This is a genomic window from Helicobacter sp. (assembly GCF_014799995.1).
Classification (GTDB): Bacteria; Campylobacterota; Campylobacteria; order Campylobacterales; family Helicobacteraceae; genus Helicobacter_D.
In genome coordinates this window covers 23,665-46,068 of sequence record NZ_JAAVGY010000013.1, presented here as the reverse complement: position 1 = coordinate 46,068, position 22,404 = coordinate 23,665, and the positions used below count along the sequence as shown (strand labels likewise).

21 protein-coding genes are annotated in these 22,404 nt (G+C 38.8%); 8 read left to right on the top strand and 13 right to left on the bottom strand.

The window, feature by feature from the left end:
• Positions 1-369: 369 nt before the first annotated feature.
• From HDT10_RS02750 to HDT10_RS02730, 5 genes are read right to left on the bottom strand one after another with little or no spacing between them, the layout of a single operon-like run.
• Complete coding sequence (locus HDT10_RS02750; RefSeq protein WP_290879706.1) at positions 370-930, bottom strand: hypothetical protein; 561 nt, start codon at positions 928-930, stop codon at positions 370-372.
• Entirely contained in the window at positions 923-1,318 is a 396-nt protein-coding gene (locus HDT10_RS02745) for an AtpZ/AtpI family protein (RefSeq protein WP_367159060.1), read from the bottom strand. The genes HDT10_RS02750 and HDT10_RS02745 overlap by 8 nt, the downstream gene beginning before the upstream one ends.
• Positions 1,308-2,627: a glutamate-1-semialdehyde 2,1-aminomutase gene (gene hemL, locus HDT10_RS02740; protein WP_290879704.1), complete on the bottom strand. Its 1,320-nt coding sequence runs from the start codon at positions 2,625-2,627 to the stop codon at positions 1,308-1,310. Before hemL ends, HDT10_RS02745 begins: the two co-directional genes overlap by 11 nt.
• 46 nt (positions 2,628-2,673) lie before the next feature.
• Complete coding sequence (locus HDT10_RS02735; RefSeq protein WP_290879701.1) at positions 2,674-3,843, bottom strand: glutathionylspermidine synthase family protein; 1,170 nt, start codon at positions 3,841-3,843, stop codon at positions 2,674-2,676.
• 2 nt (positions 3,844-3,845) lie between these two features.
• Positions 3,846-4,478, bottom strand: coding sequence for a UPF0323 family lipoprotein (locus HDT10_RS02730; protein WP_290879699.1), 633 nt, complete (start codon positions 4,476-4,478; stop codon positions 3,846-3,848).
• A 280-nt stretch (positions 4,479-4,758) separates the two neighbouring features.
• Here HDT10_RS02730 and HDT10_RS02725 point away from each other — a divergent pair, with 280 nt between their 5' ends.
• Positions 4,759-6,114: a major outer membrane protein gene (locus tag HDT10_RS02725; RefSeq protein ID WP_290879697.1), complete on the top strand. Its 1,356-nt coding sequence runs from the start codon at positions 4,759-4,761 to the stop codon at positions 6,112-6,114.
• A 295-nt stretch (positions 6,115-6,409) separates the two neighbouring features.
• Here the strand turns inward: HDT10_RS02725 and HDT10_RS02720 are convergent, their stop codons facing one another.
• Positions 6,410-8,530, bottom strand: coding sequence for an ATP-dependent helicase (locus HDT10_RS02720; RefSeq protein ID WP_290879696.1), 2,121 nt, complete (start codon positions 8,528-8,530; stop codon positions 6,410-6,412).
• A gap of 144 nt (positions 8,531-8,674) precedes the next feature.
• On the opposite strand from HDT10_RS02720, the gene HDT10_RS02715 reads away from it, so the two are divergent.
• Entirely contained in the window at positions 8,675-9,583 is a 909-nt protein-coding gene (locus tag HDT10_RS02715) for a LysR family transcriptional regulator (protein ID WP_290879694.1), read from the top strand.
• Between the two features lie 71 nt (positions 9,584-9,654).
• Here the strand turns inward: HDT10_RS02715 and HDT10_RS02710 are convergent, their stop codons facing one another.
• From HDT10_RS02710 to HDT10_RS02690, 5 genes are all read right to left on the bottom strand, one after another.
• Positions 9,655-10,494: a YgjP-like metallopeptidase domain-containing protein gene (locus tag HDT10_RS02710; protein WP_290879692.1), complete on the bottom strand. Its 840-nt coding sequence runs from the start codon at positions 10,492-10,494 to the stop codon at positions 9,655-9,657.
• Between the two features lie 18 nt (positions 10,495-10,512).
• The gene (locus HDT10_RS02705; protein ID WP_290879691.1) at positions 10,513-11,772 is read right to left on the bottom strand and encodes a hypothetical protein; all 1,260 of its coding nucleotides are present in this window, start codon (positions 11,770-11,772) and stop codon (positions 10,513-10,515) included.
• Between the two features lie 12 nt (positions 11,773-11,784).
• Positions 11,785-12,420, bottom strand: coding sequence for a uracil-DNA glycosylase family protein (locus HDT10_RS02700; RefSeq protein WP_290879689.1), 636 nt, complete (start codon positions 12,418-12,420; stop codon positions 11,785-11,787).
• A 187-nt stretch (positions 12,421-12,607) separates the two neighbouring features.
• Positions 12,608-13,192, bottom strand: coding sequence for a peptidylprolyl isomerase (locus tag HDT10_RS02695; RefSeq protein ID WP_290879687.1), 585 nt, complete (start codon positions 13,190-13,192; stop codon positions 12,608-12,610).
• Positions 13,164-14,093 (bottom strand): ribose-phosphate pyrophosphokinase, encoded by a 930-nt coding sequence (locus HDT10_RS02690; RefSeq protein WP_290879685.1) that lies wholly within the window; start codon positions 14,091-14,093, stop codon positions 13,164-13,166. The genes HDT10_RS02695 and HDT10_RS02690 overlap by 29 nt, the downstream gene beginning before the upstream one ends.
• A 124-nt stretch (positions 14,094-14,217) precedes the next feature.
• Here HDT10_RS02690 and HDT10_RS02685 point away from each other — a divergent pair, with 124 nt between their 5' ends.
• Genes HDT10_RS02685 through HDT10_RS02660 form a run of 6 tightly spaced genes read left to right on the top strand, consistent with a single transcriptional unit; the run spans position 14,218 to position 19,711 of the window.
• A complete protein-coding gene (locus HDT10_RS02685) occupies positions 14,218-16,170 on the top strand; it encodes a 6-hydroxymethylpterin diphosphokinase MptE-like protein (RefSeq protein WP_290879683.1) in 1,953 nt (650 codons plus the stop codon).
• Positions 16,171-16,211: 41 nt separating this feature from the next.
• The gene (locus HDT10_RS02680; protein WP_290879680.1) at positions 16,212-16,817 is read left to right on the top strand and encodes a hypothetical protein; all 606 of its coding nucleotides are present in this window, start codon (positions 16,212-16,214) and stop codon (positions 16,815-16,817) included.
• 29 nt (positions 16,818-16,846) lie between these two features.
• The gene (locus HDT10_RS02675) at positions 16,847-17,314 is read left to right on the top strand and encodes a hypothetical protein (RefSeq protein ID WP_290879678.1); all 468 of its coding nucleotides are present in this window, start codon (positions 16,847-16,849) and stop codon (positions 17,312-17,314) included.
• Positions 17,315-18,055 carry a methyltransferase gene (locus tag HDT10_RS02670; RefSeq protein WP_290879676.1) on the top strand — a complete coding sequence of 247 codons (741 nt, stop codon included), beginning with the start codon at positions 17,315-17,317 and terminating at the stop codon, positions 18,053-18,055.
• On the top strand, positions 18,049-18,417 hold the full coding sequence (locus HDT10_RS02665; RefSeq protein ID WP_290879674.1) for a YkgJ family cysteine cluster protein: 369 nt from the start codon (positions 18,049-18,051) through the stop codon (positions 18,415-18,417). Before HDT10_RS02670 ends, HDT10_RS02665 begins: the two co-directional genes overlap by 7 nt.
• Positions 18,401-19,711 (top strand): hypothetical protein, encoded by a 1,311-nt coding sequence (locus HDT10_RS02660; RefSeq protein WP_290879672.1) that lies wholly within the window; start codon positions 18,401-18,403, stop codon positions 19,709-19,711. The genes HDT10_RS02665 and HDT10_RS02660 overlap by 17 nt, the downstream gene beginning before the upstream one ends.
• 273 nt (positions 19,712-19,984) lie before the next feature.
• Here HDT10_RS02660 and HDT10_RS02655 read toward each other — a convergent pair whose 3' ends face one another.
• Positions 19,985-21,247, bottom strand: coding sequence for an aromatic amino acid transport family protein (locus HDT10_RS02655; protein WP_290879670.1), 1,263 nt, complete (start codon positions 21,245-21,247; stop codon positions 19,985-19,987).
• A gap of 166 nt (positions 21,248-21,413) precedes the next feature.
• A complete protein-coding gene (locus HDT10_RS02650) occupies positions 21,414-22,166 on the bottom strand; it encodes an SDR family oxidoreductase (RefSeq protein WP_290879668.1) in 753 nt (250 codons plus the stop codon).
• Between the last annotated feature and the right edge of the window lie 238 nt (positions 22,167-22,404).

Below are 22,404 nucleotides of genomic sequence, written 5' to 3'. Positions count from 1 at the left end.
TAGAAAAGTGATTTTGTGATTGTAAATTCTTAAAGGTTAAAAATTTGGCTAACACCTCTTCTACTTCCTTGTCTCTTGTATCAGTGTTTTTAGATAAAGTATGGCATTGCAAATTTGTTTCTTTTTGAATCTCTCGTATTTTTATTTCGCTCTCTGCTAATTGTCTGTCTTATTGTTCTATTCCTATGATTTGAGGCAATGATTTATCTTTTTGTAATTCTTAAATCGCAAGAGATATTTGCATAATTACCTCTTAAGAGAAAAGCTTAAGAGAGCTTTAAGAATTGCTAAATCAAATTGATTGCTCTCTTAAGGTATAAGCCAAAACAATTCATTATTCTAATCAAGTCTCGTAATAGTTGTGTAAGATTAATTTCTTATCAAAAGAGCCAATACGATAAAAATATTTGCGACAATCAAACCGCTAAAAAAGGCTAGAGAATGAAAAATCTGGTGTTGAATTAGAATCAAGATTCCAAGTGCGAGGAATCCATAAGCAAGGAGGCGCAAAGGATAAAAAAACATTTTTGCCCCCGTTTTGGTGTTTTGCGCGCTAAAATTCTGCCAAAATCTAACCTTTGAGGGCTTGAAGTCTTGCTGTGGTTTGATTGGTGTAGAGCTTGAAATATGGCTTTTGGAGTCTTGGGATTCCAACTCTTCCCAAAATTCCTCTTCCTCCTCTTCTGCAATTTCTTGTTTGCTTTTATAAGCCTCGCTCAAGGCTTCTAGCTCCTCTTGGGTTGCATTTTGGATTAGGCTTTGGATTTTGCGTTTTTGTGTATAAAACACTATCGACACAATGAGGCTAAAGGAGAGAATCGCAAAGACAAAATTTAGCGCAAAGATTCCGCCAAAGCCAACCCATAAACACAAGCAAAGTATTGCTACCAAAACAAAAAGTAAAAAGAGCTTTTTCTCTCTCTTAATCATCGTCCTCCTCATCAAACGCTTTTGGATTGTAACTATATTTTGGGTCTTTTGCGAGTTCGTCAAATTCGCGCTTTTGACGCTTGTAGGCTTTAAATACATTAAGAATCGCTGCGCACACTCCCCACACAACACCTAGCCAAAAGAGCCAACGCGAGCCAAAGAGTGATTCCAATCCATAGCCAATTCCTACGCCAATCAGCACCGCAACCACCATTGAAATGCCTAAAGTTGCATTAGAATAAGCTAACACCGCGTCTTTATATTTCAATTCCTCTTTAGGTTTAGATTCTGTCTTTTGCGTCTCTCCCTCCCCTGCGCTTTCTTGATTTTTGGGATTCTGCTCTCCCTCATTATGGAATTGCACAATGGAATCCTGCTTATTTTCCATAAGTGCTAATCTCCAATAATACTTCGCGTGCGCGCTCCAATGTGCCCTCAATCAATTCTTCATTCATCGCGGCGCAAATAAATCCCGTTTCAAATTGCGAAGCTGCGAGATAAACGCCTTTATTTAGCATTCCTTGATGAAAACGCGCAAACATTTCTGTATCACTCTGCAAAGCATCTTGAAAATTTCTCACTTTTTTTTCATTAAAGAAAAACCCAAACATACTACCACGAACGCAGGTTTGTAGTGGAATTTTAAACTCTGCGCAAATACTCTCTAATCCCTGCGTGAGTTTTAAAGCCAAACTCTCTAATCTTTCATATATTTTAGAATCCTCACGCAATTTGCGTAGCGAAACAAGCCCTGCGCTCATTGCCACAGGATTCCCGCTCAAAGTCCCCGCTTGATACACTGCGCCTTTAGGAGAGAGCAAATCCATAATCTCTGCCCTTCCCCCAAACGCACCCACAGGCATACCTCCCCCAATCACTTTACCAAAGGTTACTAAATCTCCTCGCACAGAATAAAATTTCTGTGAGCCACAGAGACTCGCCCTAAATCCGCTCATTACTTCGTCTAAAATCAATAGGATTCCATATTGATTGCAAAGTTCTCTTAAGCCCTCTAGGAATTTTTCTTCGCTTGGCACAAGTCCCATATTTCCTGCAATAGGCTCAATAATGATACAAGCAACACCGCTACCTTGTTTTTGGCTTAAAGCAATGCAAGATTCCACACTAGACAAATCATTATATTGTGCTACTAAGGTGTGTTTCGTAAAGTCCTGCGGAACGCCCGGCGAGCTGGGATTACCAAAAGTCGCTAATCCACTTCCAGCAGAAACTAATAAGGAATCACTATGTCCGTGATAGCAACCCTCAAACTTAATAATATCCTCTTTTCCACTAAAGGCGCGCGCAAGACGAATCGCACTCATTGTCGCCTCTGTGCCACTTGAGACGAAGCGGATTTTTTCCACTCCCTCCACAATGTCAATCACTTCTTTGGCGAGTGCAGTCTCTAAAGTTGTAGGCGCACCAAAAGATAAGCCCTTTTTCACAGATTCTATAACTGCTTCTTCAATGTCTTTATCACAATGCCCAAAAATCAAAGGTCCCCAACTCTGCACAAAATCAATGTAGCGATTCCCATCTTCATCAATCAAATATGCTCCGCGCCCACTTGAGATAAAGGGCGGTGTGCCTCCCACACTCTTAAAGGCACGCACAGGAGAATTAACGCCACCGGGAATAACCTGCTTTGCCTCGTTAAAGTCATTAATACTATTGAGATGATTTAGAGATTCCATATCTTTCCTTAAAAATTAAAATGCAAATTCTCATTTTGATGATTCATTATCTAATCTTGTGTGCAACAAATTTTGACATATTATCCAAAATCTCCCCACCCTTGCGGAATCCCAACGCACAAGCTTCATACGCATAAAAAACATTGGGTTGATACAAACTGCCTTGATGATTGTTTTGCATTGCAAAGGCTTGATAGATTGCAGGATAATTCTCATATTCTCCACTATGATGATGTAATGTCTTTCCTTGCGCGTCTAAAATGCTGACACTCTCCCCTTCTCTTCCAAAGGCGTGTTTTTTGACTTGCTTTTGACGAAGCGGCTCATAAGAAGTTTCGAGCAACAAGGGGTGATTAGGAAATAAATCCCACAGAATCTTTAACATTCTCTTGCTTTGAAACATTAGAGTATAAGCGGGATTCAAAAAGATTGTATTTTTATTGGCAATCATCGCCGTCATCAACTGTGCCAACTCGGGCTCATCTACTGCAATGCTCTCCCACGGAATGAGTTTGAACCAAAATTCATAATTTGTCCCTCCAAAGCTCAAACCCTCTTGCTCATTTAATACCGCTTCGTGTGCATAACAGAAATTCGTCTCAAACCCTGCTTCTTTGGCGATGACTTCTAGTAACTTCACGGTGCGTTCCTCTTCCTCACTTCCTTGAATGCTAGAAAAGAGAATCTTCCAACCCTCATAAATTTCATTAAAGTGAGAAATATCATCGCCTAGTGTGATGATGCGTTTAAAGTTATCTCCTAAGGCTTCATATAAACTATTAAACTGCAAGGATTCTTTGAATCCATTTTTCTTTAAAAGTGCCCATTGAATGATTGCACTTTCATAGAGCATTGTAGGAGTATCCGCATTAAATTCTAAAAGCTTGATTGGATTACCATCTAATCCGCCCGCCAAATCAAAACGTCCATACAAATGCCAATGCACTTCCTCTTCCCAGCTTCTCTCAATTGCTTCTACGAGATTAAAGGGGATTCCAAGCTCAAAAAACAAATTATTATCAACGATATGTTGCCCCGCCTCTATATACATATCGTATAATTCATTGGCTGCATTATAGAATCCTTGCGCTTCTTCTTCGCTAATTTCAACAATTTCATCACTCACATAAGGAGTATTATCAATATCTGTATGCCAACTAAGCCCCAAATCCTCTAAATCTGCATTATTAAGCGGCTGTGCGTTGAGAATCTGCATTATTAACCACCATAGCTTTTTGAGCTTGAAGAGCTTGTGGAGCGATTTGTAGAGCCTGTGTTATTGGGCGAATAAAATCCACTGCGTCCGCTTGCCGCACTCGTGCTTGTTTTTGCTGCATTTTGTTTAAAGGAATTTTGCGAACGCTCATAGGCTTGTGGGGTTTTATAGCTTGCTCTTTGTTGCGCTTGGTAGTTTGAATTATTAAAGAGTTTATTTCCAATCCAACTTCCTAAAATCGCTCCCGCCGCACTTGCTAAAATCGTCCCTCCTAAGCCTAGCCCTCCTCCTGTCGGATTGGTGAGTTCTGAAGTGCCCGCCTCTATGGCTGCATTTTCTTCTGCAATCAATGCATCAATCTCTGCTTGACTTAGGATTCGCTCACTCCCATTCTCTCGTAAAATCACGCGCGTTTGCGCACTTGGCACTTCATCTAAAATCTTATAACTTCCATCAGATTGTTTTTCAATTGTTACGGTTACGCCCTTTTTAGCTACATCTTGAATGCTACTTTTGGCTGTGTCTTGTGTGCTATCACAACCTACAATCAACAATACAGCAGCTAGCCCCAAGCCACTTTTGCTAAATGCGCCTACGATTTTGGGGTCGGAAATTTTTTTCAGATACTTTTTCATCTACAATGCTCCTAAAAATAAAAATTGGCAAATTATATCAAAATATAGCAATTTTGTGTTTGTAAGATTATGGATTGCTTTGCTTACATCTGCAAGGACGCGATGATTTATCGTTATTGTAAGATTTCTCAAGGAATCGTGGCGGTTTATTCCCTTGAATTAAGGAAAAGAAATTTTATTATGATAATTATTTTCATTTAAGTTTATTAATGGTAAGATTCAATCTCATTTTAATCATCATTGAAATGAAAGTTTCGAAATTCAAAAAGGAGTTTAGTCTATGAAAAAATCAAGTTTGAGTCTAGTTGCACTTCTAGCACTTGTGGCAAATGCAAACGCACAGAGCTTAGAGGAAGCCATTAGAGGAGTAGAAGTAAGCGGATTTTTGCGTTATGAATATGAAGATAACCGCTTTAAGAATCCACAATTTAACAAAAATAATGAAAAAAGTGGCGATGTAGAACATACTTGGCACGCAGAAGCAGAGTTTAAAGCCCCTGTGGCAGATTATATTGCTTTGAATCTTGGAATCTACTATGAAGGTTCTAACAATGTCAATCACGGTAAAGGAGTAGATTTAAATGAAGATGGTGTGATAGACTCTTCAGAGGGGGCTTTTGGTTATGGGCTTGGCTCGGGTAAAGACAATAGCTTCGGCGTGAGCACCTTTAACGCATTGATTACTCCAGATTCCACAAATACCAATATCACCTTAGGCAAAATGCGTTTGGATACACCTTTTAACGATAGCGGAGAGGATAGAGGAACAGGGATTTTAGTCGTCAATAGCGACTTGCCAAACATTAGCCTAGTCGCAGGCGCATTTGATTCGTGGGCATTAGATGATTTAAAGGACGATTTACCGGAGGAAACAAGTATTACCAAACCACTTTATCTTCTTGCAGGCTTGGGGAATTGGGAGCTTGAGTTTGGAAATGTAGAGGGGCAACTTTGGTGGTTTTTGATTGATGATATTGTGGATTCTGCGTTTTTTGGACAGCTTGGATACTATCAAGATTTATTCCATATCAGTGGGCAATATGCCTATACACAAACTCAAAGCTCTGGAGTGGCGAATCTCATTGAAGCATTGGGTGGTAGTCGTAGTTTTATGCAGACAAAAAGCGACTTTATCAGTCTTGAAGCGGGTGTAGATTTTGCTAGTTTTGAGATTCCGCTTAGTCTCAACTTGGGATACATTACCAATACAAAAGATAATTTTGCTGTTTCTTTAGACGATGAGGGTGCATTGCAACTCGCAGGCGCGGTATGGTTTGATAATTATGATGCCACAGGAGTGAGTTTTTCTGCAATTGGTGGTGCGATTCCTAGAGACGAAAGCAAAGATTTAGATGTTTTCTATGCGAGCCTTGCCTATGATTTGCTTGAAAATTTGAGCATTGGCATTGATTATGTCAGCGGAAAGAATAAAGTCAAGGAGATTCCAACGCGTCAAACAACCAAGATTGACTTTTATGAGATTACACCCAATCTCACTTGGGCTTACAATGATAATTTAGAAGTTGGCGTTTATTACGCATTCTTAAAAACCGAACGCAATGGTAGATATGCCGCTCCAGAAACAGATTCAGAAAATAGAAATCAATTCAAGGTAGAAATTACTTATGAGTTTTAAGATTACTCATTTGATTACGAGATTTTTATCCTTGTGATCCCATTATCTTATTTTATTGTAATTTGATATATGGATTGCCACGACTTCGGACGAAGTCTTGTAATGACGCAGCAGACCATAATCAATACATCTATAACAATTTTACAATTGCGTCATTGCGAGAAAATTTTGCAAATTTTCGTGGCAATCCATAATCCTAATCTAATTTAAAGATTCTATTGTTTGATTTCTTCAAACATTATTTATAAATTGCCACGATTCCTTAAGAAATCTCGCAATAACAGAGATTGCTATCTCATACTTTTGTTACAAAATGACTAAAAATTTCTTTTTCTAAGCCACCAAAGTTAATTTTTAATCGAATCTCTTTGCTACTTTGATTAACTTCTAGCACCCTACCAAAGCCAAGAATCTTGTGCTGCACGCAATCTCCTTTCTGAAACTCACATTTGTTTGAGGCTTTAGGGGATAAAAAATTGCTTACTTTTGGCTTCCTCTCACCTTTCACGCCACTTTCAGCCAAAAAAACAGAGGAATACAAAGAAGCGCGATTCCCTTTATAGAATCTTGAATCCGCAGAACTCAAATAAAGCTCCTTTTTCGCCCTCGTAAATGCCACATAAGCCAAACGTCGCTCTTCTTCTAAACTGCTGTCCTCTCGTATCATTGGGAAAAATCCCTCCTCAAGCCCAATGATAAAGACATAATCAAATTCCAATCCCTTGCTAGAATGCACGCTCATACACGACACTCCCTCTATGCCTTTGCTTTCTTTGCGCATTTCCTCATCTTCTTGGTCGCTTCTTAGTGCCAAATCATTCAAAAAATCTTCCAATTCACTTAAGGGATTCTGCTTAATAAACTCACGATAGACGCCATAAAACTCCTGAATATTGCTTACCCTATCAATCTCCTCGTGGCTTTTTCCAAACTCCTTACAAAGCCCAATCTTGCTTTCAAACTCATCTACAAAATTCAGACTTGATTCCTTGAGACTTTGTTGCAATTCTTGCAATGTAGCAAAAAAATCCTTGATTGTCTTGTACGCCTTTTGGCTTAAAGTCTCCTGAACATTCTGTAATCTCTCTACATTTTCTCTGGAATCCTCAAACAAACCAAAAATGCTTGTATCGTATTTTTGCGCCAAAGTGGATAACTTTTCTATCGTTGTTTTTCCGATTCCTCGTTTGGGCTTATTGATGATACGTGTCATTGAAAAATCATCGTTTAAATTTACCAACACACGCAAATAACTCAAGACATCTTTAATCTCGCTCCGCTCATAAAACCGAATCGCTCCCACTAAGACATAAGGAATCTGCTCACGATTAAATTCTTCTTCTAAAGAGCGAGAAAGTGCGTTAATGCGGAACAAAACCGCAATATCTTTAGGAGAGATTCCACGACTTAGCAAGTCTTTGATGATTTGAGCCACTTTGCGCACCTCTGCTTGCTCATCGCTAGAATGCAGAATCTCCACAGGCTTCCCCTCCTCCAAAGTCGCCTTTAGCTCCTTACCCAAACGCTCTTTATTGTTGGCAATGAGCTGGTTCGCTGCTTTTAGGATTGCCTGCGTGGAGCGGTAATTGTTTTCTAATTTAATGATTTTTGCCCCTTTAAATTGCTCACTAAATTGCAAAATATTTTGAATATTTGCCCCACGCCAACTATAAATACTTTGGTCATCATCGCCTACAACACAAAGATTTTGGTGCGTAGAGCAGAGTTGTTTAAGCAGCAAATATTGCAAATGATTCGTGTCTTGATACTCATCTACCATAATATACGCATATTTTTTGCTCTCACGCATTGCAATTTCTGGATTCTTTTGCATAATCTCCAAAGGAAGCAATAACAAATCATCAAAATCCACCATATTTTTTTGCACCAAAAATTCTTGATACATTTGATAGACTTTAGCAATATGCTTATAAGTTTCATTGTAAGCATTTTTCAAGGCTTCTTGTGGAGTGATTTGAGAATTTTTATATCGTGAAATCTCACTGATTGCCAACGCTAGAGGGGCTAAATCTCCATTTAACCCCTTAATAATCCTCTTACTATCCTCGCTATCTGCTAGGATAAAATTTGTCTTGCGTCCAAGCTCTGTGATATAAAACTTCAAAAACAACAATCCAAACTTATGAAAAGTGCAGAGTAAGGGCGGGTGTGTCGTGATGTTTTCAATCATACTTAATGCACGTTTTTGCATTTCATTAGCAGCTTTATTTGTGAAAGTAAGCGTCAAACATTGCTCTGATGGAATCCCAACTGCATCAATCAAATAAGCAAGCCGTGTCGTGATAGTTTTTGTCTTGCCACTCCCTGCCCCCGCAAGAATCAAAAGTGCCCCATCAATGGTTTTGACGGCTTCAAGCTGCGCTTCATTGAGTTGTTTCAAAAAAGAATCTTGCATTCCATTCCTCATTGGTTTAATCAAATAAAAATTATACCAATAAAGTAACCTTTCCTTTGCAAATCCTAGAAATTTTGTTTCTCTAAGTAGAGATTATTTCAAGAATCGCTAAAATACCAAATTAAATTTTTCAAAAGATAGCAAATGCTGCGTGATTTTACTAGACTACAAACACTCCTCGTGATTGCCAAAGAAAAGAGCTTTTCTAAAGCCTCTGCCAAACTTGGCATTTCTCAACCCGCTGTAACACAACAAATTAAATCCATAGAGAGATATTTCAACACCAAAATAATTATCCGCAAGAAAAATGGAATCCAACTCACAAAAGAGGGAGAAATTTTGCTCGTAATTGCCCAAAATATTGAAAAATCTTTCACGAAATATCAGCACCAAATGCTGCAAATCATTTCTCGCAATCACCCGATTCGTATTGCTTGCTCTTACACGATTGGGCACTTTGTTTTTCCGAAGTGTTTGCCCTCCTTGCAACAAGAAGTCTATTCGGATATAGAATCTTACATCTCTACTTCACTTCAAGCGATTGAAGATTTGCAAAAAGGGCTTTGTAGCATTGCACTCACAGAATCCTATGTCCCCAATGAGAAGATTATTTATCGCGAATGGCTAGAAGATGAATTAGTCTTAATCTCCACACAAAATTTACCAAAGTTAATCCATTATGAAGACCTCTACTCTTATACTTGGATAGGCTTAGAAATGGATAAGCAAATCATTCCCGAAATCTATAAATACTTAAAAACGATTCATTTAGTAAGAGAAAACCTCAATGTCAAAATGCGTTTTGATAGCCTAGATAAAATCAAGCAATTTATGCTAGAAAACAAAGAATCCCAAACGCCATATATTGCTTTTTTGCCCTTTATGCAAGTCAAAAATGAGCTACAATCCCATACGCTTTATAGCACCAAGATTCTAGGAGTGAAATGCAAGCGCAAATTGTATCTTGCTTATATGAAAACAATGCAAAATGACCCTTTGATTGACGCGATTAGTATGCACATTATCTTTAACACCAAAATCTCTTTACATTAGTTTTATTCTATAATAGAGATTCTGCGCCATTTCATTAATGCGAGTTTATGGAATCCCACAACCAATGCAACTTATTTAAAGATTCGCCGATAGAGTTGTGCATTCAAAGAAGCATTTGTGCGCAACCACGCATTAATGCCTTTAGGATTAGAATCAAAGGTTCGCACGAGATTCCAAAAATCTCGCTGATGATTGGGATAGCGCAAATGCGCCAATTCGTGAATGATGACAGAATGGATACAAAATTGTGGCATCAGTGCCAAACGCAAGCTTAGCCGAATGGATTGTTCCTTTGTCTTACAGCAACCCAATTGACGATAACTCCTCCCATAAGTAATACGATGAGGAAAAAGCTGCATTTTTTGGGAAATCTCCCCTATGCACAAAGAAACATAAGATTCTAAAGCCCTCTGATAAATCGCAACAAGGAGAGATTGGAGCTTGGCTTTGGACTTTATGTCCTTTAAGATTGTATCTTGCAAATCACTCTCCGACTCCTCTTGCATTATTGCCTGCCATAGTCTTTGCACAAGATTTGTAGAATCCCTTTCTATCTCTTGCAAATGCCCACAATTCCACTTCTGCAATGCCTTTTGTACATTGGATTCCAATCCCGTATCCAAATAAGGCTGAAGCGTCTCAAACTCTACCCATTGCCCAAAAAGATAGAATTGACACAAAGGAATCCTTGCTTCTTCTTGTTTGCTTCTTTCAAAATGCGTAAGAATCCATTGAATATTTGTTTGAATAAACTCTTCGCAAACTCTTTGCGTGGTGTATCTTGGCAAATTCACAATCAAAGCAGAATCGCAACCAAAGCGCATTCTTAAATGCCTAAAATTTCTTTTTTGCACAATCTTTAGAGTAAGGTTGGGAGGGAAATTTTCAGGAAGTCTTAAACTTTTGGACATTTAAGGGATTCTGCTCCATCAAAGGGGAGCGAAACGATTATTCGCAGGAGTGAGAATCTCGATTCTGTATTGCACTTGATTTTCTCTGATTCTTTCTTTGAAATATCGCTTCGCACCCGGCGCACTTTTGAGATAAAAATACTCAATCCCAAAGGCAGTCGCATAATTTATCCAATCATATTCCAAATCCACATCTAGCATTTTAGCCTGCTCTACAAGCAATCCATCAAGTGGCAAAATAGAATTAGCAATAAACATATTCTTTCTATCACGTTCTTGCGTGATAGAGAGCAAGCTCGGGTTATAATTAATCTGTGTAGAATAAATGCCATCAAGATGAATGCTATTATAAGTCAATTGCGAAAGAATAATGCTAGAATTTGTAATGGGTGTATTCAAAAATAATCTTGTCCCCTGCAAAGCCCCTTTTAAAGCCTTAATTTCTTTTGGAAGTTCCGCACCTTGTTTGAGGCTAAAGCTTTTGGAATACTTCAAATTTTCATTCGCCTCTTGCGTGTATTGCTGCATTTGTTTTCCAATATTTCCAGAATCATAAAAGCTTGTCGCACTCACTTGGGGGTGCATTGCGGATAGTTTTTGAATCTGTGCTTCATAGCTGATTCCACCAAAGGTAAGATTTGCCGACAAACTAGAATCAGACACAACTTGAGACTTATGCACACTAGGGATAAAAATAGGCACACTAGGATTAATTGCGTTAAGATTGTTTGCTCCCTCTTGGGTTAAAACTGCGATAATTTGGCGATGACCCTTAGAATATATCTCCTCTAATGCAGTTTGCAAATCCTCTAATGATTCTCCTTGAGAATCAAAAACCTCAAAGTTAAAACGTCCTTTTTGAACCAAAAGATAGCTTAAAATCGTATTCATTGTCGTGCTAGAATAGCGTCCAATCGCCTTGCGTGGAAACAATAATGCGATATTGAAAAACGGCTTTTGCAATCCAACAAAATAAGGAATTTCAGAAATTTCAAGTTGAGAAATCAGCTTGTCTAACTGCTCCATTAAGTCTTTGCTTTGATTGCTTTCATCAATATTTGCGATAAACGAAAAAACCTGCTCATTTGCCAAAAACTCTTTAAGACAACTGCTATTACACTTTTGGGATTCTACATTTAAAACTTCTATATTAGGAACAGGCAGGGGGGAGAGATATTTGCCGCTTGCATTGACAAAAGGCGGTAGAATCAATACGCCCACCATTAGGAGCATACATAAATTTTTCAAACTTCTTTTTAATTTTCTTTTTAATCGCATTGCAACCTTTCCTTATAATAATGCTTTAAGATTCAAAAACTCTTTATGTGCCTTTGTCTTTAACTCCGGCTGCCTAAGCAGTTGGTTTAGGCTAAAGGTAGGAAAAAGACTCAAATGATTCCATTGGAGTAATTTGCCTTGCACACTCTCATAGCGACTTCCGTCTTGCGTTAGGTAAAAATACGCTTCCGCTCCGAGCAAAACAATCACTTTGCCTTGCGCAAACTCAACTTGCTTCAAAAAATAGCTCATACACGATTCCACACAATCTTTTTGTGCATTTTGTGGAATCTCACACTTCAAAAGCGAGAGAATAGAGACATTTTGTAAGCTTAGATGAAACACACGTTCTATGATATTTTTCAACATTTGCGCACTTTTAGAGGCAAAACGCAATTGAGAATCCAACAAAGGCAAAAAGGTAAGAAAGATTAATTGAGAGTTTTGATTGCATAGCCCAGCGCAAGCAGGAGAAGACTTTTGCACACATAATTTACAAGATTCTATCCATTTTCTTAAATCTTTTTGATTTTGACTTTGGAATCCTCTTTGTGCAGGCACTAGATACTGCGGGTCGCAATAAACAAATCCGCAAGATTGTAACAAATATAGCTTTTTTAATAACAAAGCCTGATGAAGTGTTTGCAAATTATCACCAAATTTTAGAAAATAAATTAAATAATTATAGAATAAAAAAATTAAGATTGGCTTTTGATGAAAAATCTTAAAATATGCAATCCACTGATTCCGCTAGCAGAGGCAAATCTTGGGAATAGATTGCTTACTTTGCAAGAATAACTAAACTGCACATTGAATACTATATCCAAATCCCCCCTCATTTATCGCTTTGGATAATGTAGGCTTTAAGAATCTTTTGTTCTTTTATCGGTTTATCTTGGGAATTAGTAGGCATGTATTCTATCTTGCGCAAAGTCTTGAAACTTTCCTCTTTGGAATCCTCACTGATTGCACCAAAAATCGTATGCTTGCCATTAAGATGTGGTGTGCGTGTGGTCGTGATGAAAAATTGGCTGCCATTGGTGTTTTCTCCCGCATTTGCCATTGCCAAAATCCCCGCTGCATCAAAGGCATATCCCTTAACAATCTCATCTTCAAAGTCTTTTCCCCAGATAGATTCCCCTCCTCTTCCTGTGCCACTAGGGTCTCCTCCTTGAATCATAAACCTACGAATCACACGATGAAAAATCGTGCCATTATAATATCCCTCATTGATATGCGTAACAAAATTTTCTACGGCTTTAGGGGCAACTTGTGGAAACAAATCTAAAGTGATTTTGCCCGAAGTCGTTTCTAAGACGGCTTGGATTTTTTGAGATTGCGGCTCTTGTGCTTGGGCTAGGATTTCTATACTCAAGAATCCCACTAGCAATTTAAACAAAAAGTGAATTAACGCTCTCATCTTTATTAATCCTTCTAATCACTTCTGCAAACAAAGGGGTAACACTCAAAATCTTGATTTTTTCACAAGTTTGCTTCAAAGGAATCGTATCAGTAACAATCACCTCATCAATCTTACTTGCTTGGATTCTCTCATAAGCAGGTCCGCTAAAAACCGCGTGCGTGCCTAGTGCAATGACGCTTGTTGCGCCCTTTTCCTTAAAGGCATTCGCAGCCTTTACCATTGTGCCTGCCGTGTCAATCATATCATCAATCAAAATGACATCTTTGCCCTCTACACTCCCGATTACATTCATCACTTCGCTTTCGTTTGCCTTTTCTCGTCTCTTATCAATAATCACAATCTCTAATCCCAAAAGTTTGGCAAAATATCTTGCACGCGCTACACCTCCAATGTCCGGACTCGCCACGATAGGATTCTTGAATTTCTTTGCAACAATATATTCCTTAAACACAATAGAACCATAAAGATTATCCACGGGAATATCAAAAAACCCTTGAATCTGTCCTGCGTGCAAATCCATTGCCACAAGGCGCGTAATGCCTGCGCGCTGCAATAAATCTGCGACAAGCTTCGCACTAATTGGAACGCGTGGGGCGGCTTTGCGGTCTTGTCTAGCATAACCAAAATAAGGCGTAATCACATTGATAGATTTTGCTGAACTGCGTTTGAGTGCATCTGTCATAATGAGCAACTCCATTAGATTATCGTTTGCGGGTGCGCAAGTGGATTGAATCACAAAAACATCTTTGCCTCGCACACTCTCACAAATACGGATTCCAATCTCACCATCGCTAAAGCGCGTTACTTCTGCTTTGGATAATTCAATGCCCAATTCCCTTGCAACACATTGAGAAAACTCTGGGTGCGCAGTCCCTGTAAAAATCTTGTAATCTTGCATAAGCCGCCTTTAAAAAAATTTCAAAAAGGGCATTATAAACTAGAAACTCAAAATTTTTGCTTTTTTGTGGATTGGTTTTTGAAATTTTTGCTAAAATGCGCGCAATAAAATTTCAGGAATCGTAATGACGCATCAAAACCAAAATTACAAAGGCATTGTAGAAATACTAAAGAATAGTAATTGTGAGGAAATAGAATCCTTTGTCTCTTCGCGATTCCACCAAAACCTTGCATTTTTTAAATCTGATTATCCCAATCTCTTTGAAGCCTTGCAACAACCCGCCAAAGAATACCAACTCTATATTGGCAATGAGGGAGTCAATATCTTAAACTTCGCACAAAACAGCTTTCTTTTCCCAATCATTGAGGGCAAATCTAGTATGTTAGAGGTGCACCAAAACTGCGCTTACAATCCCCCAATTAATGAAAAATGGAATCGCATTTATGGCTCACGCGCAGAAATGATGAGCGAAGACTTCCCTTATAGCGGAATTTTAGTCAATGGAATCCTTGAATATGCCACAGAAAATGGGGGCGTTTCTGCTTATCACCTACCGAGTGATTTTTTGCCAAGCCTGAATCTCTTTGGCTTAGGCGGAGGGATTTTCTTACAAATTCTAGCGGAGAACTACACAAGGATTCATAATTTTTTTATTTTTGAAGAATCCTTTGATTTATTCCGCATTGCGTGCTTTTTCGTAGATTTTGCTTTGTTATTTAGCAAGACAGAGCATAGGGCGGGCTATATCTTTTTAGAAAGTATGCTCAAGCGCGATTATATTAACCACTTCTTTCTAACGCGCAAGATTAGCACTTCTATCGTCCGTTTTGAATTAATGATGTATCAAACACCAATGAATCAAAGTGCGCGTGGAATCGTTTTTGAAACACACTCACAAACTTTGCGTGGTTGGGGAACTTTTGAAGATGAAATGCGTGGAATCGTCAATAAATTAAGCTTTCCTCGCAAGCCAATGCTGATTGAACCTAAACGCATTAATGCTCCCATTTGCGTTATCGCCAATGGTCCTAGTCTTGACTTCTTGCTTCCTTTTATTAAACAAAATCAAGAAAAAATGATTCTCTTTAGTTGTGGAACTGCTCTTAAGCCATTGCTTAAAGCGGGCATTATACCGGATTTTCAAATAGAAATTGAACGGCACAATTATTTGCACGAGGTGCTAGAAGCCGCTCCACTAGGGGAGATTCCATTGCTTTGTGCTAGTGTGCTAGACAAAAAGGCAAAAAGTCTTGCAAAAGAAATTTATCTTTTTGAACGTGATGGCTCTAGTGCGGCAAATTTGAATGCGCCAAAATTCAAGGTGCGCTTTACTGCGCCTTTGGTTGGCAATGCGGGAGCTTCACTCGCAAGTTATTTAGGCAGTGATGTCCTCTTGTGCGGCTTGGATTGTGGTTATAAAAAAGGAGCGAAAAAACACGCCCAAAACTCTTATTATGAAGAGGAAGAAGCACAGATTCCAAAAGATGCTTATCCTGTGGCAGGAAATTTCAGTGATGACATCTACTCTGACGCACTTTATTCCCTCTCACGCACCGCCTTAGAAGAAGCTTTTAGGGCTTTGAAACCTTTTCATATCTTAAATCTCAATGACGGAGCAAAAATCACAGGCGCACAAGCAGTGCATTATCAAGATTTTGAGCTAAAATCCATTGATAAGGCACAAGAAATTAAGAATCTCAAATCTCTTTTTAAAGACCCAATGAAAGAAAATTTTTATACCAAAGAGACGCAAAAACACCTCTTTGAAGCACTTGCTTTCAAAAATAAAATCCAAGATAGCTTCAAAGTCAAGGTGGAATCCAAACAATCCCTCTTTACCGTCTTAGACCAAATCTTTGAAATCCTTTCTAAAGAGGGGCAAAATAATCCTTTTATCGGGATTTTGTTTAGTGGGACTTTGAGCCATTTCCTCTACGCAATCGCTCTTGCAAGCTTGCATTTGCCACACGATTCTATGCAAAATCTTTGGCAAAAGGCTCAAATGCTCTATGCAGAGGCAATGGAAGAGATGATGAGCCATTTACGCGAAGTGCTTTTATCAAAAGTGGAACACTAGTTGCTTAAGAGTTTTTATCTCAAATGTCAAAAAGGATTGAAATGACAAGAAAAACATCAATTTCATTAGTTTTAGCGGGAACGCTTTTAGCAAGTAGTTTATTTGCAGCACAGCAAATTAATTCTGTATCTAGCAGTGAAACCATTAGCCCAATCGGTAGCGCAGGCAATCAAGTCATTGCAAGCACAAATAACCAGCCTAGCAACCCTTATGCAAGCTCACACGGCAGAAACTCTAATTACCCTTCAGGTTTGCAAGGCATTGAAGTAGGCGGAGATGATATTGTGATTCCAAACGCTCCTATCATCACTCCCTCAAGTATCATTGAAATTAGCGCAATTGGTATGGGTGTCGCGCCAGAAACCACACTTTCTCCAGCACAAGCTCTAGCTCTAGCAAAACGCGCAGCAATCGTAGATGCTTACCGCCAAATCGGTGAAAAAATGTATGGAATCCGCGTCAATGCACAAGACACCGTGCGTGATATGGTGCTTAAAAACTCAACCGTGAAAACAAAAGTATTGGCAGTGATTCGCAATGCAGAAATCGTGGAAACCGTATATAAAGACGGACTTTGCCAAGTTAGTATGGAACTCAAACTTGATGGAAAACGATGGTATCGTATCTTAACAGGCGAACAATTCTAAGGCTAGCATTCTCCTGCTTAGCCTTATTTGTGGTTTTGGGGTGCGCCAAAACGCCCCAAAAGATACAAAATTCTGTTTCCAAAACAATTTTTTTCTCCACAAAAGATTTTAGATTCTATGATTTAGGATTGATTAAGACTTATCCCAATCACACAACCCTAGAAATTTTCAATGCAGGCACTCTACTACTACAAATGGAATGCTACAAACACAAAGTTTGCCTCAATCAAACTTGCTATGCCAAAGAATCCTTTAGCAGACGCTTATTGGGAGAGGATACTTTTGATGATTTGGATTTCAGGGCTATCCTTTTAGGCGAGGAAATCTTTTTTGGACAAAACAAACAAACAAATTCTAGCGGTTTTACCCAAATAATTAAGCGAGGAAACTCCCTATTACACTATCAGGTCAAGGAAGATTCTATCCTTTTACAGATTCAAAATCCGCAATCCAAAATAAAATTTGCGCTAGAAATCAACGCATTACCCGAGACTTAAATGCAAATCTATCAACCCAAAAATGGCTATTGCTACAACAGCGACACATTATTTTTGTATGATTTCGCACTTCCCTTTTTAAAACACCGCTACCATATCCTAGAAGTTGGTGCGGGTTGCGGAATCTTAGGATTGTTGTGCGCACGAGATTCTGCTTGCCAACTCACAATGATAGAAAAGAATCCCAAAATGGCAGAACTCTGCGCGCACAACCTACGCATTAACCGGACAAAAGCACACTTGATCTGCGCAGACTTTTTAGAATACGACTTCGCCAACCCTTGCCAAATTGCACAAGAAACTAAACCACGCAATACAGATTCCACAATGCAATTTGATATGATTTTAAGCAATCCACCCTTTTATCACGATGGCGTGATGAAATCTCAAAATGCTGATATTTTTAGTGCGCGCTATGCACAGAATCTGCCCTTTTTAGATTTTGTTTGCAAGGTCAATTCCCTACTCAAACCACAAGGAGAATTTATCTTTTGCTATGACGCAAAGGCAATCTTTCATCTCCTAAATGTGTTAAATTTCCACAAAATGCGTCCAATTTGCTTACGTTTTGTTTATCCAAAGGTAGATAAAAGCGCAACTTTGGTATTGTGTCGTTCTAAAAAAAATTCTAAAAGTCAATGTGAGATTCTACCTCCACTCATCGTGCATATCGGTTTAGATTTCACACAAGAAGTGCTTGCAATTTACAAGCGCGCAAACACTTGGAGTATCAAATGCTAGAAGATTCTAATTTCCCCTTTCGTTTTGACGCAAGCAAATGCGCCGAATGTGGAGGTAAATGCTGCACAGGAGAGCGGGGCTATATCTTTGTAACTCCAAAGGAAATACAAGGAATCGCAGAGTTTCTAGGCTTTGATTTTGATAAATTTTGTCAAAATTTCGTCAAAAAAGTCGGCTATCGTTATTCTTTGTGCGAAGTTTTAGAAACCAATGGCGCATATTCTTGCATTTTTTTCAAAAACGGTATGTGCCAAATCTATCAAAAACGTCCGACACAATGTGTAAAATTTCCTTTTTGGGATTGCTACAAAGAAGATTGGACAGATTTATTAAAGGAATGTATTGGTGTGGTTAGAAAATAAATTTTTTATAAGTTTTAGCGGTATTGCCTTGATTGTATTAATTGGGCTTATGGGTTGCTTGAGAAATGACTTTAAATTGCCTTTTGCACGCGCAAGTTTTCCGGAGAATCAAGAGGATATTTACATTATGCAAGGTTATGCAGCATTAGACATTCAAGACTTGCAGAGTGCTAAAGAATCCTTTATGAAAGCCTATGCAATCCACCCGGATAAAAATTATCTTAAAGAAATTTTAGGGATTCTAGTTGCGCAACAAGACTTTGAAAACGCCAAAATAAAAGCTTACGAATATCTAACAAAATATCCCAAAGATGAAGAAGTGCGCGGGGCGTTGGTAGGGATTCTCACGGGCTCTAAAGACTTAGATACAGCACTCAAAGAAGCAAAGATTCTAATCTCTCTCAACAAAAGTGCGCAAAATTACGAAACGCTTTCCTCTGTTTATTTCTTGCGCGAAGATTTCGCCAATGCCATTCAAACTTTAAGTCGCGCTTACGCACTCACACAAGATGAAATGATATTGGATAGATTGGGTGCAATTTACCTGCTTTTTTTGAAACAGCCACAAAAAACAATCACGCTCTATGAAACACATATCAAAACACACGGAATCTCTAAACTCATTGGCGAGAAGCTCGCACTCCTCTACACAGAATCCAAAAACCATTTAGAAGCTGCTCGTGTTTATACCAATCTTTATGAATCTCTAGGCGATCAAAATTATGCCAAAATTGCATTGGAATTTTATTTCAGGCTCAAACGGCTAGATCTAGCCAAAGCATTTTTGCTCAAGAATCCCAAAATTGATGCACACGATGAAATCTTATTAGAAATTTATCGCTTACAAAAAGACTACCCAAATAGTCTCAAACAAGCCAAACTACTCTATGAAAATACGCAAGACTTGAATTATCTCGCATACTACGCAATGATGAGTTATGAGGGCTTGAAATCCTATCCACGCGCTAAATTAGCAGAAATTGAACACGATTTAAAGATTTCCGCTCAAAGCCTAGATGATGCATTGTATTGGAATTATCTAGGATATTTAATGATTGAACACGATTTTAAGGACTCTGGGCGCATTAATGAGGGAATGAAATATGTGCAATTAGCCCTAGATAAAGAACCACAAAATACTTACTACTTAGATTCTCTTGCTTGGGGCTATTTCAAGTTAAAAGACTGCATTAGAGCAAAAGAGATTATAGAACAAATTCCGCCTGATGAACGTGAAAAGGAATCCGAAATCAAAGAACATTATAAGCAAATTACTTTTTGTCTGCGCAAATAGCTTTTTCTATTCTTGCACGTTCTGTCCTTACGAGCCTGATTTATCACGCGTGGTAATTAAGAATCCAATGTAAAAGTTTTTGCATTTCTAAGCTATGGATTACTACGCAAGTTTTATAAACTTGCTCGCAATGACATTTTCTACCGCGTCCTTGCAAGGCAAAGCCAAAACAATCCATAATCTAGCAAAAAGCAAATTTTGTAATGAAATCTTTAAATGATAGATTACAACCCTTTCACAAAGGCTTTGCAAGGACGCAGTGGCAATCCGAAATCATAGAAAAAACTTATAAATCACACTTGTAATGGTTAGGAATCCTGTAATAAATACAAATCCATCTAATAAAGGGTTTTTGTATTTTTTAAGTTTCTCTACACGCCAAATTGCAAGGATTGGCATTAGAAATAAGATTGCAGCGATGATTGGACCACCCAAATCCTCAATGAATCCTAAAATGCTAGGATTAAGATAGGCGACAAGAATAATCGTTACATACATAAACAAGGTGCTAAAAATCTTGATATTACGGATATTTGGGGTTTCGTTGCCGCTTAGTTTAATGGCTTTTCTAACGATTCCATTCAAACCTTCAAATGCGCCAAAATAATGCCCAAAGAACGAACTTACAATCGCTAAAAATGCCACAAGTGGCGCACCTAAAGCGATGATTGGAGTTTGGAATTGATTGGCAAAATAAGAAAGAATCGGAATGTTTGCCTCTCTTGCTTTTGTGAAGTCTTCTGCGCTAAGGCATAAAATACAAGAAAAGACAAAAAACATTACAAAGACAAGCAATAAAATGGCTGTGCGGAAAAGAATCTGATTTGCCTTTGCTTGTGAAGTGTCGCCATAAGTCTTGCGCACGCTAAGGGTAAAGGTTGAAATCGCAGGAGAATGGTTAAAGGCGAAGACGAGCACAGGCAGAGTAAGCCAAATCACTTGGATAAGCTCCTCCAAACTCGGTATTTTTTGTAGAGATTCTAGCTTCCAATAAGGAATCAGATAAAGAGAAAATATAAAAAGCACCGCGCACAAGGGATATACAAGTGCATTGCAGGCTTTGGTAATCGTTTCTTCTTTGAGCACCATTACTCCCATCATTGCGCTGACAAGCACAAAGGCAAGCCCTGCACGCACTAGGGGGTAAAGTGTCATTGTCTCTGCATCATAAAGGCTTGTGAGGTTAAGCTGATGAATAAAAAAGCTTGCGAAAGTATTTGTGATTCCAACTCCATAAGCGAGGCAGATAGGATAGATAGCGAAAAAATACAAGAATGTGATAAAGAAACTAATCCCGCGTCCCCAATATTCCTCTGCCGCGTGTGTGATGTCGTGTTCTATGCTTTGGGATTCATTGACAAAACGACTAAGTGCGCGGTGCGAGAGCCACACCATAGGGAAAATAAGAAGTGTCATCAACACCACAGGATAAAATCCTCCTGTCCCTGCACGAATGGGTAAAAACAAAATACCAGCTCCTACTGCTGTGCCAAAGAGTGAGAGCGTCCAACGCGTGTCAAAACGATTCCATTGCATACGATTCCTTTAGAGGTTTTAAAATAAAAGTTTATAACGCTAAGTAAAAGAATCTGCTTAAAAATCAAAATTTCTTGCTGTTAGTGAAAGATTTTCGTCTTTGCAGAGATTATAAGAAGTAATTTGCTCGTTTAATCCGCAAGGGATTCTTGCGAATTAATAGAGGCTAACAAGAAGTTTCTTTATATACATTTAATGCTGCGAAACTTTGACTTGTTGGCATAATTTCTAATGTATTGACATTGATATGTTGTGGCAAGGTAGCCACCCAATAGACCGCTTGGGCAATGTCTTGTGGAGTGAGGGCGTTTGCTCCTTTGTAGAGCGCGTCAGCCTTTTGTTTATCACCTTTGAATCGCACGAGTGAAAATTCACTTCCTCCAGCAAGTCCGGGTTCAATGTCGCTTACTCGCACATTTGTACCACTCAAATCCGCACGCAAACCCAAAGCAAATTGCCGCACGAATGCCTTGCTTGCACCATAAACATTGCCACCGGGATAAGGATAACGTCCTGCAATAGAGCCAATCGTGATAATATGCCCACTCTTGCGTTCTACCATTTGGGGTAGTATTAGACGCGTGAGGTAGGTAAGGGCTTTAATATTAACTTCAATCATTCTTTCCCAATCTTCAAAGTTGCATTTATCGGCACTTTCTAAGCCGAGTGCAAGCCCTGCATTATTGACTAGGACATCAATCGTTTTAAACTCTTGGGGGAGAGATTCTATCGCCTTTTGCAAAGAGATTCTATCACAAATATCGCAAGGGAGAGGAATGCAGTATGGAATCTTGCGCGCAAGGGATTCTAATGCTTCTTTGCGCCTTGCAAGTGCGATGACTTTGTGTCCTTTTGTCCCAAATTCTTCTGCAATGGCGCGTCCAAATCCTGAAGACGCACCCGTGATTAAGATATTCATTAGATTTCCTTGTCAATAGAATTTTGTTTGAGTTGGGTCTGTATTATAGGAAGATAGTTTTAAAATCTGCTTAGGTTTTTTTGCTTGTGATTCTGTTACAAAATGAAATAGTAGGATTTCTAAAATATCGTAGCTTGCTTTGTGTGGGATTATAGATTGCCACGAAAATTTTTCAAATTTTCTCGCAATGACGACAAGCCAACCACCGCGTCATTGCGAAGAGTGTAATGACGCAGCA